Annotated in this window: 12 protein-coding genes, 2 tRNA genes and 2 pseudogenes; 10 read left to right on the top strand and 6 right to left on the bottom strand. The window is 59.5% G+C overall.

Annotation, left to right across the window (positions count from 1 at the left end; translation table 11 throughout):
- Window positions 1-76 (top strand) — tRNA-Gly (locus BM436_RS34895).
- 54 nt (window positions 77-130) lie between these two features.
- A tRNA-Cys gene (locus tag BM436_RS34890) sits at window positions 131-204 on the top strand.
- A 256-nt stretch (window positions 205-460) separates the two neighbouring features.
- Here the strand turns inward: BM436_RS34890 and BM436_RS38265 are convergent.
- From BM436_RS38265 to BM436_RS34865, 5 genes and pseudogenes are all read right to left on the bottom strand, one after another.
- Window positions 461-682: pseudogene (locus BM436_RS38265) on the bottom strand (DUF4158 domain-containing protein); the annotation flags it as partial.
- 214 nt (window positions 683-896) lie between these two features.
- Entirely contained in the window at window positions 897-1427 is a 531-nt protein-coding gene (locus tag BM436_RS34880) for an HPP family protein (protein ID WP_093561532.1), read from the bottom strand.
- A 10-nt stretch (window positions 1428-1437) separates the two neighbouring features.
- Entirely contained in the window at window positions 1438-2637 is a 1200-nt protein-coding gene (locus BM436_RS34875) for a cation:proton antiporter (RefSeq protein WP_229491045.1), read from the bottom strand.
- Between the two features lie 177 nt (window positions 2638-2814).
- Window positions 2815-3828: a glycoside hydrolase family 43 protein gene (locus BM436_RS34870; RefSeq protein ID WP_307667144.1), complete on the bottom strand. Its 1014-nt coding sequence runs from the start codon at window positions 3826-3828 to the stop codon at window positions 2815-2817.
- Between the two features lie 156 nt (window positions 3829-3984).
- Window positions 3985-5352, bottom strand: a complete 1368-nt coding sequence (locus tag BM436_RS34865) for a glycoside hydrolase family 43 protein (protein ID WP_093561529.1) — start codon at window positions 5350-5352, stop codon at window positions 3985-3987.
- Window positions 5353-6263: 911 nt separating this feature from the next.
- Between BM436_RS34865 and BM436_RS38400 the strand changes: the two are divergent.
- Together BM436_RS38400 and BM436_RS38635 are read left to right on the top strand one after the other, a co-directional pair.
- Window positions 6264-6563, top strand: a pseudogene (locus BM436_RS38400) (hypothetical protein); the annotation flags it as partial.
- Window positions 6518-7849 carry a helix-turn-helix domain-containing protein gene (locus BM436_RS38635; RefSeq protein ID WP_307667141.1) on the top strand — a complete coding sequence of 444 codons (1332 nt, stop codon included), beginning with the start codon at window positions 6518-6520 and terminating at the stop codon, window positions 7847-7849. The pseudogene BM436_RS38400 and the gene BM436_RS38635, both read left to right, overlap by 46 nt.
- A 379-nt stretch (window positions 7850-8228) precedes the next feature.
- On the opposite strand, the gene BM436_RS36790 is transcribed toward BM436_RS38635, so the two are convergent.
- On the bottom strand, window positions 8229-8456 hold the full coding sequence (locus tag BM436_RS36790; protein WP_143133487.1) for a hypothetical protein: 228 nt from the start codon (window positions 8454-8456) through the stop codon (window positions 8229-8231).
- A gap of 316 nt (window positions 8457-8772) precedes the next feature.
- Here BM436_RS36790 and BM436_RS34855 point away from each other — a divergent pair, with 316 nt between their 5' ends.
- The 6 genes from BM436_RS34855 to BM436_RS34830 form a co-directional block, all read left to right on the top strand.
- The gene (locus BM436_RS34855) at window positions 8773-9972 is read left to right on the top strand and encodes an AraC family transcriptional regulator (protein ID WP_229491043.1); all 1200 of its coding nucleotides are present in this window, start codon (window positions 8773-8775) and stop codon (window positions 9970-9972) included.
- A 25-nt stretch (window positions 9973-9997) separates the two neighbouring features.
- Window positions 9998-10690, top strand: coding sequence for an aldose epimerase family protein (locus BM436_RS34850; protein WP_143133486.1), 693 nt, complete (start codon window positions 9998-10000; stop codon window positions 10688-10690).
- 351 nt (window positions 10691-11041) lie between these two features.
- Window positions 11042-11224, top strand: coding sequence for a hypothetical protein (locus BM436_RS34845; RefSeq protein WP_093561522.1), 183 nt, complete (start codon window positions 11042-11044; stop codon window positions 11222-11224).
- 183 nt (window positions 11225-11407) lie between these two features.
- Window positions 11408-12679: a hypothetical protein gene (locus BM436_RS34840; RefSeq protein WP_093561520.1), complete on the top strand. Its 1272-nt coding sequence runs from the start codon at window positions 11408-11410 to the stop codon at window positions 12677-12679.
- A gap of 94 nt (window positions 12680-12773) precedes the next feature.
- Window positions 12774-15917 (top strand): TonB-dependent receptor, encoded by a 3144-nt coding sequence (locus BM436_RS34835; RefSeq protein ID WP_177307811.1) that lies wholly within the window; start codon window positions 12774-12776, stop codon window positions 15915-15917.
- 133 nt (window positions 15918-16050) lie between these two features.
- Window positions 16051-17368: tryptophan halogenase family protein (locus BM436_RS34830; RefSeq protein WP_093561534.1), on the top strand; the 1318-nt coding region annotated here is incomplete at its 3' end.

Genomic DNA, 17368 nt, shown 5'->3' with positions numbered 1-17368 from the left:
GCGGGAGTAGCTCAGTTGGTAGAGCGCAACCTTGCCAAGGTTGAGGTCGAGAGTTCGAGACTCTTCTCCCGCTCCAGAATTCCAGACACCGGCGCGTAACCCGCCGATGCTCTTAGTCAAAGTTCCCTCTGGCGAGGTAGCAAAGCGGTTATGCAGCGGCCTGCAAAGCCGTCTAGGTCGGTTCGACTCCGATCCTCGCCTCCATAAATTCAAGCACTTAGAGAATTCACCACCGCCTGAAGGCGGTGGTAAACCGCTTGAAAAAAGCGGTTAACCGCTCGTGCGACGGCCTAGTTGCCGTTGGCAGGCCGTTGCGCTCAAATTGACATGCGACGATGCGTCTCCTGGCATACCCCGCATGGCAACCGCCCGAAGCTGCGCTTGGGCCTGTTCGCATTCCTGGGCCGCGCGCTGGATGGCGCCAAGATCGGGAGGACCAGATGACATTCACGTCAGGCGCGACGTTGAGCAGGTTGTCCAATCCGCGCCGGTGGTGGCGGTCGAGCGGCTCGGTCAAGCTGCGGTAGATCCGACGATTTGCCCGCGTCAGGGCTTCTGCGCAAGCGCGTTCAACGACCGTGAGCGCCGGTAGAATGATCCGCTGCTTCCGCAGCGTTTCCAGGGCATGACCCGCGAGCACGATACCCTTGTCGGTCTGCATCGCAAGGTCCGCCACGCTATGCGCTGTAGTGCTGGATCACGTCATCCTGATTTTTTGGCAACATGAGTAAGCTATCGCGTTCGGTATCGGAGAGCGGTGAGCGGCGCGGCATTGGTGCGATCCCTTCAGGGTGTTGTTTGGAAGTGGCCGGAGGCTTGCGTGTTTGCGCCAACAAAAAAGCTCCCGACCGGGAGCTTTTTTGAAGGGCGGGCGCGGCCGGCGCCAGCGCCTGAATTCAGGCGGCGGCACTGTCCTCGCCCCGCACCGACGCGGGCGCCTCGTGCTCGAAGCCCCAGTACTGCGGATAAGGGCGCCGACACCAGCGGTGATAGGCCAGGCCAACCGAAACGAGCACGACGGCGCCGGCCAGGGTCGGAAAGAACAGAAAATGCCAGTCCGCCAAGCCAAGGAACACGATGATGGGATTGGAGCCGGCCGGCGGGTGCATGGTGCGGGTCAGCATCATGGCGGCTGCGGCGAGCGCGACCGCGGCCCCGAGCGCCCACCAGGTCTGCCCGCATAGCGACAGCGCCGCCAGCCCGACCGCGGTGCTGACGAAGTGGCCGCCGACGATGCTGCGCGGCTGAGAGAAATGGCTCTCCGGAAAGCAGAACAGCAGCACCGTGCTCGACCCCAGGGAACCCAGTGCCAGCAGTACCTTCAGTTCGAACGAACAATATGCCAGGGTGGCAATGGCCGCGAAGATGCCGGCGCAGGAGAGCACGCCGCTCATGAGCGATGGCCGTGGGGGAACGAAATGGCGCATGCTGGCGTTCTTATTGGGAACGGAAGATTATTTCCTTCATGGCCCGAAGTCTTGGCGACACCACGGGCACGGTCAGCATGGTGCTGGCGATGGCCATCAACAGCAAGGCTGTGAAGGTCTCATTGGTGATGATTCCCTTGTCGAGCAGAATGTTGGCGAAGATGATCATGATCAACGCCTTGGTCTGCAGCAGCCAGCCTATGATCGAGGCCTCTCCCTTGCCCCATTTGAGGACCTTGCCGGCGATGTGCACGCCGATCATCTTGCCCGATACCGAGGCCACCAGCAGCACCGCCGCGGCAATGAAAACGGCCGTTCCGCCGACCGCCCAGTTGGTCTTCAGGCCGGTGCTGAGGAAGAAGACCGGCATGATGGCCAGCAGCACGTGGTGTCGCATCAGATCCATCTCGGCCTGGTCGAACCAGTGAGCATCCATGACGGCGCCCGCCAGGAAGGCGCCGACCATAAAGTGCAGCCCAGCCCAGTCCGCCGCAAAGCCGCAGATGGCCAGCCAGATCAGGCCAACATACCAGCGGTCGCGCTCAGGAATGGCCCGCATCAGCTTGCGCAGCAGCCAGGCGGCGATCGCGAAGCTGATCAGGAAACCGATCTGGCGGCCCACGCGGGTCCAGTCCAGCAAGATCAGCGCCAGCACCCCCCAGATCGCCACGTCGTCCAGGCTGGCGTAGCGCAGGATGCGCTGGCCGATCGGCTGGCGCAGTACTTCCAGTTTTTCCATCAGAAGGATCAGGATCGGCAAGGCCGTCACGGCGCAGGCCATGCCGACGCCCAGGATGAACTGCCAAGTCATGCCCTTGGGACCGATCCAGCCGTCATAGGCCAGCATGCCGAAGGCGGCTACACAGCCGAACAGCAATGGCGTGCCAAGCGCCATGCCGGCGGTGATGGTGCTTTCGCGCCGGTGTTCCCAGGCCGCTACCAGGTCGAGTTCGATACCGGCAATCATCACGAAAATCATCACCGCCCACCAAGCGATGCCGTTGAGCGTTTGTATCACGGTCGGATTGAAGACGAAGGCATAGTAATCCGGAAAAGCGGCGCCCATCACGCCCGGGCCCAGCAGGATGCCGGTGATGATCTGCACCACCACCAGCGGCGCCCAGTAGTCGGTGCGGCCAAGCCGCCAGATCAAATATGGAATGGAAAAGATGAGTAACATCGCCAGGAGAAAAATCTCCGTGGTGCTCATTGCCGTGTGCATGAAATCCCTAGGTTTTTGGTTTGTTATTGTTTGACTGTGACTGCGTGCTGCGCTGCATTGACGCGACTTCGCCGGCCGCCAGGTAGGCGGCAAGCAGGGAGTCATTTCCGGGAATTCGCGAACCGGAGCGGCGACATCCTGCGATCCGATGCGTCGCCGCACTTCCTACTTTGCTTTTTTGGGCATACTATCGGCCACCGGTTCGCCAAAGTCGGGCGTGCCATCCTTCCGCCATTTGATCAATTGAGCGCGCGTGTGGCGGTTCGGATCGTTCAGCGCGTCCCCCTTGATCTCGCGATAGTTGCGAGCGTGGTAGATCAGGATGTCGTGTTTGCCATCCGGCGTCGTCGTGAAGTAGTTGTGCCCCGGTCCGAATTGGCCATTCGCTTCGCTGGTCTTGAATACGGGTTCAGCCGATTTGGTCCACGACGCCGCGCTCATCAGGTCGGCGTCGGCCGGTGCCGTCAGCAGCCCCATCGCGTAGTTCTCATCGGTCGCACTGGCCGAAAACGTGATGAACACCTTGCCGTTCTTGACCAGCACGGCGGGCGCTTCGTTGACCATGACCTTCACCTTTTCCCATGCATATTCCGGCCTTGACAGCATCACCTGCGGCCCCGCGATCGACGTCGGCGTGTCCATCCTGGCGATGTAGATGTTGGTCCCATGGATCTCCGGTTCAGCGCTGCGCTGGGTCCACACCAGGTAGCGCTGGCCCTTGTGGGCGAAGGTGGTGGCATCCAGCGTGAAGCTTTCCCAGGCCGTCTTGAGCTGGCCGCGCTCGGTCCATGTCCCTTCGAGCGGATTGACGGAACCATTTTCCAGCACGTACAGGCGGATCGCCCAGTTGTTTTCGGCCGTACCGGCCGAAAAGTAGATGTACCACTTGCCATCAATATGGTGAATCTCGGGCGCCCATATGTTGCCGCCCATGATGCCCTTGTCGTGCTTGCGCCAGATGACTTTGGCCTCGGCCTTACCGAGCTCATCGAGCGACTTGGCGCGGCGCAGCTCGATGCGGTCGTATTCGGGCACCGTGGCGGTGTAATAGTAGTAGCCGTCGCTGTGCAGGACGACCTGCGGATCGGCGCGTTGCTGCACCAGGGGATTGGCGAACACGGGGGCGGCCGCCAAGGGCGCGAATGGCAGGCACAGGGCGCCGGCGAATACGATGCGCAATAAATTTTTCAATGGTTTCTCCTGAAAGGCTGGGCGTCGAAATGCGAGTCGTAATCTAGCCAGTTGATATAAGCGCAATCAATTGGATAAATTTTTCTTAAAAAGAATACTCTTCTGCTTGAACTGGAACAATCTAACAAAGGTCTTGGTGGGCACCTATTTAATAAATTCCCAGTAATCAAAGTTAAACAACATGTGCGGCACCTCGCCTTTGAAGACAAAATAAACATCGTGAACGCCGCTGACGTGTTCTATGTTCGTTGAGAATTCTTTCCAGTTTTCCCATTCGCCGGTATAGTGGATTTTCAAGGTCCCTATCAATTTTCCATCCAGGCCATCGGTGCGGATTTCAATCGTCCCTCCGCTATAGCGGCTGGATGCCGATGCTTTGAACGAAGACGGCCCTGTTTTTCCAAAATCAACATCACGCACTTTTATATAATCACCGTTATGAATGGAGGTGATAATAACGCCTTTCTCCTTGCTCTCTATCGCCTTCACGCCTTTTGAAAAGGCGATGGTTTCAGCTTCTGTCCGTTTGTATGGATTTAATGTCCCCACTCCTTTGACAATGCCAGCGTCGGTCATGCTCAATTTTGGAATTGTGCCGTCAGCATTGTAATTGAACTCTTCCACTGCAACCGATCTGTCGTAGCTATGGCCGCCTGGTAATGCATCATTGTGATAGAAGAAATAGGATTTCTTCTTGTAGTCAACGATGCCTGCATGATTGGTATTGCTGCCCCTCTGGGTAGCCATCAGGGTGCCCTGTTGTTTCCAAGGCCCTGCAATGTTTTTGGAGGTGGAGTAGCCTATATTCTCAGGAAATTCCGCAGCGTAAACAAGGTAATACTGTTTGTTTCTCTTGTAGACCCAGGGGGCCTCGGTAAATTTTCCGGCAAAAGCTGTTGTGTCCTTGATATCCAAATGCTGAATTTCCCCATCAAGGGAAATCATGTCCTTCTTTAATTTCACCCAATAACAAGCACCATTCCCCCAGAAAAGATAGGCCTGGCCATCATCGTCGATGAAAACAGATGGATCAAGATCGTCCCACCCATGAGGAGCATAATTGGTCATGCTGTTCGTTATAAGTGCCTTGCCTAAAGCGTCTTTAAAAGGGCCATAAGGAGAATCTGAGACTGCTACGCCGACAGAAACACCACCCGGTCCATTTTTATCAAGGGTGGAGAAATACCAATAATATTTCCCATTTCTTTCAATAAGTTGTGCTGCGCTAGCATCGTTATTGGACCAGGAAATCTGGCTAGTTTTCAAAGGAGCGCCATGATCGGTCCAATTGACCATGTCAGTCGTAGTAAAAAGCCGGTACTCGCGCATCAAATATCCTTTTGCGGGAGCATCGTCTTCATCGTGGCCAACATACAAAAAGAGGGTATCGCCAAACACAATTGGAGCCGGATCGGCAGTGAACATCGTTTGTATGATGGGGTTCTGAGCCGATGCTTCAAGCATTGATAAAAAATACATGAATATCAGAAAAATATTGGATTTGAATTTCATGTTTATGGTATTTCGCTAATTTTGCTAAATAGAATTTTTTTCTTGAATCAAATCCAGGCATTTGCTTTTTCGGACAAACATATCACCGCAATACCGGGAGCGTTAGCGGACGCAATTAATGGGGTTTTGCAAAAAATATATCCATTAGATTTCCTTGGATTGGTTGTATTGGATAATTAGGGTTCTTATCAAGACTCACCCTAAAAAACCAACGTCGTCCTCGCGGAAAACGGGAACGACGTTGGTTTTGTTTTCTAGCTCGTCCCGAAACGCCCCTCCTCGGCACTTGGGGCACTGGCGGGGGAGCCGCCTCCGCCACAAGCGGCCAGCGCCAGCAAGGGCGTGCCTGGGATGGTGTGATGTCACATGAGTGGACTTCAGAAAGTTTGCGCCCATTCTGCGCAGTCCTCGTGTGCGCCGCAAGACTCAAAATCACCAAATACGCGATACTATTTCCAGGCGAACACGTCGGCCGTGCCCTGCAGCGCCGCGCGCGCTTCGCCACCAGGCCACCAGCGTTGCCGGGGACGCCGACAAGCCGTACAGTCCATCGATCAGCTTGGCGGCCCCGTTGTGGCCACGGCTGCATTGCCGTGGCAGGTGATGGTCCACCGTGCCGTTTGGCCCTGAGACCGCCCACCGTTTTTCGGACGTGCCACGCAGTGAACTGGTCTTCCCGGGCTTTTTCGCCAGCCCGTCGGACGAGGGCTCGCTCGAATTCTCGCTGTTCATGCCCTGCTTCGCCTTGAGCGCATCCATACGCGCGAGCAATGCCTTCTTGACGGTCGAGATCCAGCCGGCACCGGCTCCAGCTGGTTGTGGCTACACGTTGACGCTGGAATGCTTGCGGCTGGAGATGCCATCGCTGCCCACGCCGGAGTGGCTCGTCCCGGTCGCCGGCGCTGCGGTTGGCCCGTCAGTGGACATTGAAATTCGTACAGTGGTACAACCACCAGCACAAGCACAGCGGCCTGAAATTCGTGACGCCGGCACAACGCCACGACGGTCGCTCTGCCGCGATCCTACGGCATCGTCACGAAGTCTACGAGGCTGCCAAGCAGCGGCGTCCAGAACGTTGGGGAGGTGCTACCAGAGCCTGGGACTTGGACGACCAGGTCTGGTTGAATCCGGAACGGAATCTGTCGCGTGCGGGCAGCGGGGCGACATGCGGAAGAAGGTGGCATTCTTTAAGATCGCCGGCAAGGGATTAAGCTGCTATGATGATGAGAACACCCGGCAAGAGGTGCCGCCCAGAGACCGCTTCATCACCCGCAGCGACATGCAAGAGTTTTATAAGAAGGCGCTCGTCGCCCTCATTTTCCTTGTGCTCACAAACGCCTTATTGGCGTGCTTGTTCATCTATCAGAGCTTTCTGACTTTGTCGGTGCTGGGGCCGTATTCAAATGGCGACCGCTGGCGCTACGTCGGCAATACGGATGCGGCCAGCGGCGGCGGGTCTAGCGTTCGTTTCGATAAAGTCGGCGATAATCGGCTCGCTTATGCCTTCAGCTTAAAGGGTACTTCCCAGTTCCCCTTCGCCGCTGCGGAGATGTGGCGCTATGACCGGAAAGAAAATCTGGCCCAGATCGATTTATCGAAGTACAGCACCATCTCCTTTGTTGCCAAATGTGCGCCTGCCAACACCTTGATGTTTGGGCTTAATACCTTTGACGACAAAATCTCCAAGCCGGGCGAATTCCTGACGTATCGATCGCCCCAGACTTATTTTTCCTGTAACGAAACGGGTATGCCGGTGTCCTTGGATTTGACCCGTTTGACCATTCCAGACTGGTGGTTTGGCGTGCACAAGTCCGATTTGGCGCATCACGAATACGACCTCAAAAAAGTGGCGAAAATCGCGTTCGGGAGCACGGTCCACAGTCCGCAGAAGGTCGATGTCCGTGTGGAAATCAGCGAACTTACTGCGCACGGCCGTGATTATCGGTATATCGGTGCGCTTGCCGTGATCGTTTTGGCAAGCTTTAGCGCATTTGGACTTTGGTTTTTCCGCGCCCATGCCCGTGCGCTGATGGCGAGCGTCGATTCCAATCTGACGAAGGACCTGACCCTGGTCGCCTACCGTCAATTAACGCTGGAACCTTATAAAGACAAGGAAAAGGGAGCGATCCTGCGGTATATCTCGACCAATTACACGGATGCCGACTTGGACTTGCCGGGCGTTGTGTCCGCGACTGGCACGAATCGCAACAAGGTCAACGAGGTGCTGAGGACAGAACTCGGCATGACGTTCGCCACCTACCTGAATAAATTACGGTTGACCGAAGCGGCCCGCTTGCTGGCCGAAAAGAACGGCGCGGCCGTGGCGGAAATCGCCTACACCGTTGGCTATGCGAATGTGCCTTACTTCAATAAGCTGTTCAAGGAACAATACGGTTGCACGCCGAAAGCATTCCGTTCACTCTCCGCCCGGCAGCACCAGCCTGCCGCGACTTCCTCCCCTGAGGTAAGTCCTCCCTCGGAAGACCTCCCGGCCTAGCTCCGCTTCAATTTCCAGCAGTACTACCTGCAATTCCGGCACATTTTCAGTATCTTTAAGAATTTCTTGCGTTGAGGAAGACGCCATATGCTCGGGCCGTGGCTGGATAGACAGTGGGCAGGCCGCTGTCCGCGAACCGAGCCAGCCGCTGCCGCCACTCCATCCGTTTCCGCTCCCTCGCGCCCGGCATCTCTAGCATGACCACGCTCCGTTGGGTTGAACATGACGGAAATGATGCCGGAGCGGCGGCCGGGCGAATCCAATGCCGCTGGCTTACCGCTTACGTGGAGTGAAGCGATTGTCCAGCAGCCCGATCAGAGCGCGACCCGCAGCAATCATCTGCCTATGCAGTAACCGGTAGTCTCCTGCTGGCTCCTCGTCAGTGGTTTCGGGCGGCCTCAACGGAAGTGGCCGGGTGATTGGCCCAAAAAAGCGAATACGGCCGCAAGCCGAAAGCATCGCAAATATTGTCAAAAGGAAACAAACTCTCGCAGACGGTTTCCCGACCGTGTCCCTGGCCGACGCGCCGCACCGCCCCTTCTATCATTTCTGGCAGAACTAATTGCAATTTTTTGAGTTTTATAGGGGTTAGAAGTAGTTGTTTCATGGTCGATAGTGCTGCGCTGGCCGCTCCCCTATGCTCGGGTTGGGTCGGCTTCCGCTGCCGATCCTCCAGTCCGTCGTGCGAGGCCCAGCTCGCGTGGCAAGGTGCCGCCGAGTATAAGGGACTGAAAATGTCCTTAATATATGAGAGACCGCGTATTGGACTCCGGTTGGATTGGGGCAGCGCCGATTGCCTGCAAGCGGAATGTTTGTATTATAAAAATACGGGATGGAGACACGATTATGCCCTTCAGCTTTTTGTATGCGCAGCTATGCTTGTTTTCACTTTTCCGGAAATGCTTTCAAAGCGTTCAAGTCAAATGAAAACGATGAAAGTACACCGGATCGCGCTGCTATTCAACGCGAACAATATATTCGATCACGAAGTCATTGCCGGCATCGCCGCATATCTGGGAAGAACGCGCGCGGACTTGGATTTATTCCTGGAAGAAGATTTCCGATTGCGCCTGCCAGGCATCGAGCACTGGCAGGGCGACGGCATCATTGCCAATTTTGACGATCCGGCCGTGGCGGAAGCCTTGTCGCGCTGCCGTGTACCGGTGGTGGCGGTTGGCGGTTCCTATGCCGACCATGCCGATTACCCGGCCGGGGTGCCCTACGTGGCGACCGACAATTTCAAGCTGATTGAACTGGCACGCCAGCACCTGATCGATGTTGGCCTGCAGCGTTTCGCCATGTACAGCGTCCCCGCTACCGGGGAAAACCGCTGGGCGCAGGAACGCGAAAATGCCTTCCGCAGCCTGGAGCAGGGCGACCTGCTGGAACCGGAGATCTTCCGCGGCTGCGAAACAAGAGCCCATTCGTGGGACGAGGCGGTCCAGGGCCAGATCGAATGGTTGCGCAACTTGCCCAAACCGGTCGGTATCGTCGCCGTTACGGATGCGCGCGCGCGCCAATTACTGCAGGCCTGTATCCTCGCCGGGATCGAAGTGCCGGAACAGGTGGCGATCATCGGCATCGACAACGACCCGCTGGTGCGCAGGCTTACCCGCATACCGCTTAGTACCGTGATCCAGGGCGCGCAGGAGATGGGACGTGCGGCCGCCCATCTGCTCGCGCAGATGCTGCACGGGGTGCGCCTGCCGAACACGAGGATCGTGGTGCCGCCGGCCGGCATCAATGTGCTCGCGTCCAGCCAGTACCAGTTGATCAAGCATCCGAACGTGATGCGGGCGCGCCACTTCATCCGCCAGTATGCCTGCCATGGTGTCAAAACCGAGCAGGTTGCCGAATATGTGGGTGTGTCGCGCTCTTCCCTCGAAGCCTACTTCCGCCAGGAGCTGGGATGCAGCGTGCACGACGCGATCCTGAGAGTCAAGCTCGAAGCCGCCAAGGCCGGCCTGGAAAGCGGGGATAGCAGTATCGAGGACGTGGCGCTGGACAGCGGTTTTACATCGACCCGCTACTTGCATCGAGTGTTTATGCGCGAACTTGGCTGCACGCCGCGCGGCTACCGCGACCGCGTGCTCGGCCAGCGCGCACAGATGGCCGGAGTCTAGCCAGCCAGTTCCCGGCCCGTCTGCCGTGAACCGCCACGCCAAAGGCGGGGTGTCGCTGATGCTGACGGCGCCCGGCGGCGCGGCCGGCGGCGCCAGCGTGATGGTCAATTACCGCCTCGACGACGACGGCAAGCTCACCATTGAGCATAGCGCCATGGCCGATGCGCCCGCGCCGCTCAGGGTCCACCCCCACCCCTATTTCAACCTGAACGGGGACAGCGGCGTGGGCGACCATACGCTGCAGATCGGCGCCGACTACTTTGTCGAAGTCGACGCCATGGGCGCGCCGGTCGCCGTGGCAGCAGTGGACCGCACGCCGTTCGACTTCCGTCAGCCTGCCCCGATTGGCGCGCGCCTGCACTGGCCCGATAGCCAGATCCGCCTGCGCGGCGAATTTGATCACTGCTTTTTCGTCCGCAGCCACTTCGACGGTGGGCAGGGCGCACTGCGCGAAGTGGCCCGCGTGTTCGATCCGGGCTCGGGCCGACGCCTGCAAATGTTTACCACCGAGGCCGCCTTGCAATTCTGCACCGGCAACCGGATCGCCGGCCAGCCGAACGATGTGCCTGCCGGACCAACCCGGCGCCGCGCTGGCTTCGGCCTTGGAGCGAATCCGTGTCCGGACCTGATGAGCAAACCTGGCCCCACATCGTCCTGCAGCCAGGGCAGGTGTATCGCCAGACCACCGTCTACCGGATTTCGCTTTAGCTTCCGCTAGTTTCCTGATTGGAGGTGTCAAGATCACCAATCCGAAAGCAATTTCTCGCAACCAGCGTTTGGGATGCTTAAAAGCGGCAATACGAATGCTAAGATTTAAACCATTGCAGCACGCAAGGCACCGCGTGGCGGTCGTAGTGAATGGCTTGGCAAGTTGAATCAGGCGTGGGTTGTGTTAAAGCTTTCTTCCCTGATGATCGCGGGCGCTGCTGCCAATAACGAATTCAACATGACGGCTTGAAGCGTCAATTCAAGCCTGACGCGCAGGTCGATTGTTCTCGATATATGACGATACAGTGCCATCGAAGCAGCTGATTGAGCGGTAACGATAATAAAAGCAGGGAGACAAGACGTGCACCTCAACCCCATTCAACTCGGCAGCAAGCTGCCAGCAGACCTTTCCATCGCCCGCCTTGCGCGCAGTCAGGCCAGGCCGGCCGGGTCCAGCCGGCGCGACGCGCGCCGGCACGCGCTGCCCTCCCGCGCGGCGCGGGTGTTTCCCCTATTTGGCGCGCTGTTTTTCATGCTTTTTTGAAAACGTTTTCATGGTGACTGCGAGGCGACGCCAGTCCAACCATCTTGACCAGGACCATCGTCCATGTCGCGAACGCGAAGCGGAGCGGGACAGGGGCCAATCTTTCCTTCTCATCGGCGCAGCCGGTGTCAAGTAATTCCAGCAAACGCAAAAGAAAGGAATATTCCAATGAGGATACATGCTATGAGATTCCAGCACACGGCCATCAGCCTTGCCTGCGCCACGCTGCTGGCCGCCTGCGGCGGCGGCGGCGGCGGCGGTGGCAGCGAAAGCGGGACGGCACAATCAGTGTCCTTCCCGTTCCCGGGCGGGGAGACGGTCGCTATTCCGCCGACCATCGCGACCATCACGCTCAAGGCCACGGCCAGTTCCGGCGGGCCGATCACCTACGTGTCGAACACGCCCGCTACCTGCAGCGTCAGCGGCGCCACACTGTCGCTGCTGAAAGCGGGCGAGTGCTCGGTGAACGCCAACCAGGCCGGCGGGAATGGCTACGCCGCGGCCACGCAACGCCAGCTTTTCGTCATTCCCAAGCGGCCGGCGTCTGTCATCTTCCGCAATCCGGGCGCGCTGCCGCTGGACACGCAGACGGTGAAGCTGGAGGCGGTGTCCACCGTGGCCGACCGCGCCGTCGCGTTTACCACCAGCACGCCCACGGTGTGCTCGATCAGCGGAACCACGCTGCAAAAGCTCGACAATGGGCTGTGCACCGTCACCGCCACGATGGACGGCGGCGATATCTACGAGACGGCGAAAGTGGTCAAGACCATGCCGATCGGCACCGCACAGTCGCCCGAGATCACGTTCCTGAGTGGCTACAAGGATACAACGCACACCAAGGAGGACGGGAAAGTCGACCCGCACGGCGGCAGCAGCGAGACCGGCTGGTGGTGTAACGGCTGGTGCGATGCCACTGTTTCGGCGGACGGCAGCAGCATCACCGATACCTACACCTACAAGAACCAGCCCTACACCGACGGACGCTGGTGGCGGGTGTGGTCGGAACTCGACGTGTACGCGCCTCACGTGTCGAATGTCTCGGACACCGCGAACACCCCGGATGGCGTGCGGATCGATGCCCAGGCGGCGTTGAAGTTCAACTTCTCGCAAAACCAGGAATGGTTCGCCACGGGCGACAACCAGGTCGAAGTCGACTTGATCCTCGGCCACTTCAACCGCAAGAAGGACAACGGCAATTGCAACGTGCGTTTGCGGACGACTTTCAAGCCAAGCTCCCCGGCCCCGGCGAACTACAGTCTCAAGCTCAGGGACTTCACAGTCTCGGAGGCGTGCGAACTGACGGATCTGAACCCCTGGTTCGAGCTGCAGGATTATCCGATCGTCTATATCAGGTTCGCCTCGCCGGTCGGCAACTTCAAAGTGCCGACGCCGGGGGCGCCGCCGCCGAATTACCAGACCACGATCAAGCTGACCGGGCCGATCACCTTCCAGTGATGGCACACGAGCTTCACTGCCCGCCCGGCGCGGCGGGCAGCCAAAGCAAAACAGGATATTCAAGAGGATAGAGACAATGAGAACAATGGGAACAATGATCAAGCGGAAACCCGTGCGGATGACCGCGCTGGCGCTCGCGGCGGCGCAGCTCGCGGCGCTCTATGGCGGCGCCGCGCAGGCGCAAACGGCGCCTTCGGGGCCGTCCAAGGAAGCGGAACCCGTGACCGTGGTCGTGACCGGCCAGCGCGCGGCGATGCAGTCGGCCGCCAAGCTCAAACAGAATGCCGAGGAGGTCATCGACGGCGTCGTCGCCGAAGAGGCCGGCAAGCTGCCCGACAAGTCGATCACCGAGGTGCTGCAGCGCGTCGTCGGCGTGACGATGGACCGCAACCGCTCGCGCGGCGACCCGGAGCATTTCTCGGTCGAGGGTTCCGGCATTTCGGTGCGCGGCCTGACCTGGGGTTCGTCCACCTTGAACGGCCGCGAATCGTTCTCGGCCGGCTGGCCGGGACGCGAATTGAGCTGGGGCGACATTCCGGCCGAACTGATGTCGGCGGTGGTCGTGCACAAGAACCCGCCTGCCGAGTTGATCGAAGGCGGCGTCAGCGGCCAAGTCGACTTGCGCACCGCGCTGCCGTTCGACTACAAGGGCGATAAATTCGCCGCTTCGACCTACGTCAACTACAGCGAGCTCAGCAAGAAATCCTCGCCCGCCGTCTCCGGCCTGGTCTCGAAACGCTGGGAAAACGACTTCGGACTATGGGGGGCGCTGCTCAACTTGTCCGCCAACGAGAGCAATACCCGCAACGACACGGTGCAAGTGGACGCCTACTTCCCGCGCACCGACGTCGTCGCCGGACAAACCGTGTGGGTGCCCAAATCGGCCTCGTGGCGCACCAACCTCGGCACGAACGACCGCGCCGGCGCGTACGCCGCGCTGCAGTGGAAGAAGGGCGGGGCCACGTCCGCGCTCACTTATTTCCACTCCGGCTACAAGGAAACCGGCACCGAGAACGCCCTGTACACGGGTGTGGAGAACTCCTACAAGTCCACGCTCACCAACCCGGTGTTCGACGCCAACGGCGTGCTGCAGTCGGCCAGGTACACGTATCCGATCGGCGGCCGGGGCGCGAATAACTTCGTGGACGGCGGACTCGGTTTCTATTCAAACCAAACCTACTACGACAGGCGCTCGCAGACCCGGGAGATCGCCTGGAACGCCAAGTGGACCATCGACGAGCGCTGGTCGGTCCAGAACGACCTGCAATGGGTCCATGCCACCAACAAGTCTCAAAGCGGCAACATGACCCTGGGCACCTTTGTGCCGAGCATGAATATCGACCTCTCCAAAAACATTGGCGAGATCACCTTCGACGACAAGGCGAGAGCGCACCTGCAGAATCCGGGCAACTACTTCCTGGAGATGTTTGGGCCGGGCAAGGACAAGGCGGACGCCGACCTGTATGCGTGGAAGACCGACGTGCGCTTCAAGTTCGACCATCCGGTCATGCGCGACGTGCGATTCGGCCTGCGCGCGACCGAGCGCAAGTCGAACCACGAGGACGCGAGCGGCTCCATGTGGTACAGCATCTCCAGGCCATGGGAAATCAGAAATACGTCGACACCGGGGCAGCCGGCCGCCAAGACGGACGAGCCGACCTGGGCGTCGCGCGCCAATTTCACTTACCTGAGCGATCCGCGGGTCGCGGCCCTGGTGCCGACCAGCCTTTATACCTACAACAACTTCTTCAACGGCAAGATCCCGAACCCGGGCGCCCTGGTGGCGCCGGCCCTCTCCGCGGTCAAGGACTATCCCAACGCCTACATGGCGGCGGCGAATCCGATCATGAAGATTCAATGCGAGCAGGGCAACTTGCAATCGGGCACCAACAACAACTGCTCGACCATCAACGATCCCTGGATGCCGCTCGTCTACGACGGCGACCCGTCCAAAGTCGCCCGCCAGTCGGAGACGACGCAGGCCGCCTACCTGATGACGCGCTTCGGCTTCGACGATCTGCGCTTCCCGATCGAGGGCAGCGCCGGCGTGCGCGTGGTCCACACCGACACGAAGGCCAACGGCTACACCGTGTTCCTGCCGACCTACAGCAGCACCTCGCAGCCGTCGGTGCCGCGATTCGGACAGATCAACGAGCCGATCGTCGAAGGACGTAGCTCCGTCGACGTGCTGCCGAGTCTTAACCTGAGGATGGAAATCACCCCCCAGCTGCAAACGCGCTTCGCGTTCGCGAAGTCGATGTATCGGCCGAGTTTTGGCGACCTGAGCGAATACGTCAAGCTGGAGCAGCAGGTTATCTATTCCTCCGACAACAAATCCGTGGATACGGTCAACTACCGCGGTTGGAACAGGGGCAACGTCCATCTGAAGCCCACCAAGGCCAGCAGCTTTGACGCGACGCTTGAATGGTATCCGGGCCACGGTTCCTCGATGACGGCCGCGCTTTTCCACAAGCGAGTGACCGACATCGTCATGCGCTCGGCCTATACCCGCGACTACAATGACCTGGCCGGCAACCCGCAAACCTTCATGATCATGGCGCCGAACAATGAAGCGGATGGCAAGGTGACCGGGCTGGAGCTCGCCGGCCAGACCTACTTCAATAATGTGCCGGTGCTGGCGGACATTCTGCCGGAATGGGCCAAGGGCTTCGGCGTCTCGGCGAACTACACTTACATCGATAGCAAGCAGAAGCTGCACAATCCCTTCGATCTGAAGTACTGCCCGTCCGCCGGTTCGTTCTCCAACGGTTCCTTGAACTTGCTTGGCTGCGACACCAATGGCATGCCGTTCAAGGATATGCCCTTGCAGTATCTGTCGAAGAACGCCTACAACGTGATGTTCATGTATGACAAGGGACCGATGTCGATGCGCCTGGCCTACAGCTGGCGCAGTCGTTTCCTGCAGGGCGTCTCCGTCAATGGCACGCAGGGCTCGGACGCCACCAGTGCCGATCCGACCCGGGCGACGGTTGTCGATGGCAAGACGGTCTATCCGCAGGACGTGGGCTGGGGCTTGCCGACCTGGCAGGAAGCGGCCGGACAGCTGGACTTCGGGTTCGACTATCGGTTCAACGACCATATCCAGGCCAGTTTCAACGCAAGCAACATCCTGGATACCGTCGTTAAGCAGACCCAACAGCAGGGTATCGGCAACATGATGCGTTCCTGGTTCGAGCCCGGCCGCAGTTATCGCCTGGCGCTGCGTTACACGTACTAAGTCCGGCGCGCTGTCCCGGCATCAGGTCCATCGCCACCCCGGCGCAATGGACCTTCTGTAGTCTCCTATCTGTCGCCCCCGGCGGCAGTTTCAGAGGCGGCTCCGGCCGCCTCTTTTTTTTTATGGGTTGCCTATGTCTGACAAAGCCATTCGAACAATCGTCATCGTCGGCGGCGGCACCGCCGGCTGGATGACCGCCGCGCCGCTGGCGCTCAAGTTGCCCAAGACGTGCGAGGTCGTGCTGGTCGAGTCGGCCGAGATCGGCACCGTCGGCGTGGGCGAAGCGACGCTCCCGACCATCCGCCATTTCAATCTGGCTCTGGGCATCGACGAAGCCGATTTCGTCAGGAAGACGCAGGCGACCTTCAAGCTCGGCATCGAATTCAAGGATTGGGGTCATGTCGGCAACCGGTTTTTCCACGGCTTTGGCGATTTCGGCCCGGCCATCGAGAACCGCCCGGCGTACATGTACTGGCTGCGCCTGTCGCGCGTGTTCAAGGACATGCCGTCCTACGAGCAATGGTCGATGGCGACCATGATGGCGCGCGGCAACCGCTTCATGCCGCCGCAAGACGAGCTGCCATCGATCACCGACGCGTATAGCTCGGCCTACCATTTCGACGCCGGCCTGTACGCCGCCTATTTGCGCGACTACGCCACGCGACGCGGCGTCAAGCGTATCGAAGGCATGATCGAGCACGTCGAACAGCACCCCGAGACCGGTTTCATCACCGCCCTCAAACTGCGCGACGGCCGCCGCGTCGAGGGCGACCTGTTCGTCGACTGCTCGGGCTTTCGCGGCCTGTTGATCGAAGGCGTGTACCAGGCTGGCTACGAGGACTGGAGCGCCATGCTGCCGTGTAACAGCGCGCTGGCCCTGCCATGCGCCAAGACCCTGCCGCTCACGCCCTACACCACCTCGACCGCCAAGGCCGCCGGCTGGACCTGGCGCATTCCGCTGCAGCACCGCACCGGCAACGGCCACGTGTACTGCGACGGCTACACCAGCGACGCCGAGGCCGAGCGCGTGCTGCTCGAAGGTCTCGACGGCGAGGCGCAAGGCGAGCCGCGCCAGCTGCGCTTCACCACGGGCCGGCGGCGCAAGTCCTGGGTCAAGAACTGCATCGCCATCGGCCTGTCGGGCGGCTTCCTCGAGCCGCTCGAATCGACCAGCATCAACTTCATCGAAAACGCGGTCGGCTGGCTGCTCCAGTATTTCCCCAATCGCGAATGCCGTCCCGAGCTGGCCGACGAGTTCAACCGCCTGGTCGCGCAACGCTACGAATACGTGCGAGACTTCATCATCATGCACTACAAGCTCACCGACCGGACCGATTCGGAATTCTGGCGCTACTGCGCCAACATGCCGATTCCCGACACGCTGCGGCACCAGATCGAGACCTTCCGCGAGACCGGGCGCGTCGTCGTCTACGACAAGGAGGGCTTCAACG

The sequence above is a fragment of the Pseudoduganella namucuonensis genome, from assembly GCF_900116645.1.
Classification (GTDB): domain Bacteria; phylum Pseudomonadota; class Gammaproteobacteria; order Burkholderiales; family Burkholderiaceae_D; genus Rugamonas; species Rugamonas namucuonensis.
This window is presented reverse-complemented; position numbering and strand designations above follow the sequence as displayed.

Excerpts from the sequence above, each read along its gene's own strand:
- BM436_RS34855 (WP_229491043.1), top strand. The coding sequence starts at position 8,773 with ATGAAAACGATGAAAGTACACCGGATCGCGCTGCTATTCAACGCGAAC.
- BM436_RS34875 (WP_229491045.1), bottom strand. The coding sequence starts at position 2,637 with ATGAGCACCACGGAGATTTTTCTCCTGGCGATGTTACTCATCTTTTCC.
- BM436_RS34880 (WP_093561532.1), bottom strand. The coding sequence starts at position 1,427 with ATGCGCCATTTCGTTCCCCCACGGCCATCGCTCATGAGCGGCGTGCTC.
- BM436_RS34840 (WP_093561520.1), top strand. The coding sequence starts at position 11,408 with ATGAGATTCCAGCACACGGCCATCAGCCTTGCCTGCGCCACGCTGCTG.
- BM436_RS36790 (WP_143133487.1), bottom strand. The coding sequence starts at position 8,456 with ATGAAACAACTACTTCTAACCCCTATAAAACTCAAAAAATTGCAATTA.
- BM436_RS34835 (WP_177307811.1), top strand. The coding sequence starts at position 12,774 with ATGATCAAGCGGAAACCCGTGCGGATGACCGCGCTGGCGCTCGCGGCG.
- BM436_RS38635 (WP_307667141.1), top strand. The coding sequence starts at position 6,518 with ATGCGGAAGAAGGTGGCATTCTTTAAGATCGCCGGCAAGGGATTAAGC.
- BM436_RS34865 (WP_093561529.1), bottom strand. The coding sequence starts at position 5,352 with ATGAAATTCAAATCCAATATTTTTCTGATATTCATGTATTTTTTATCA.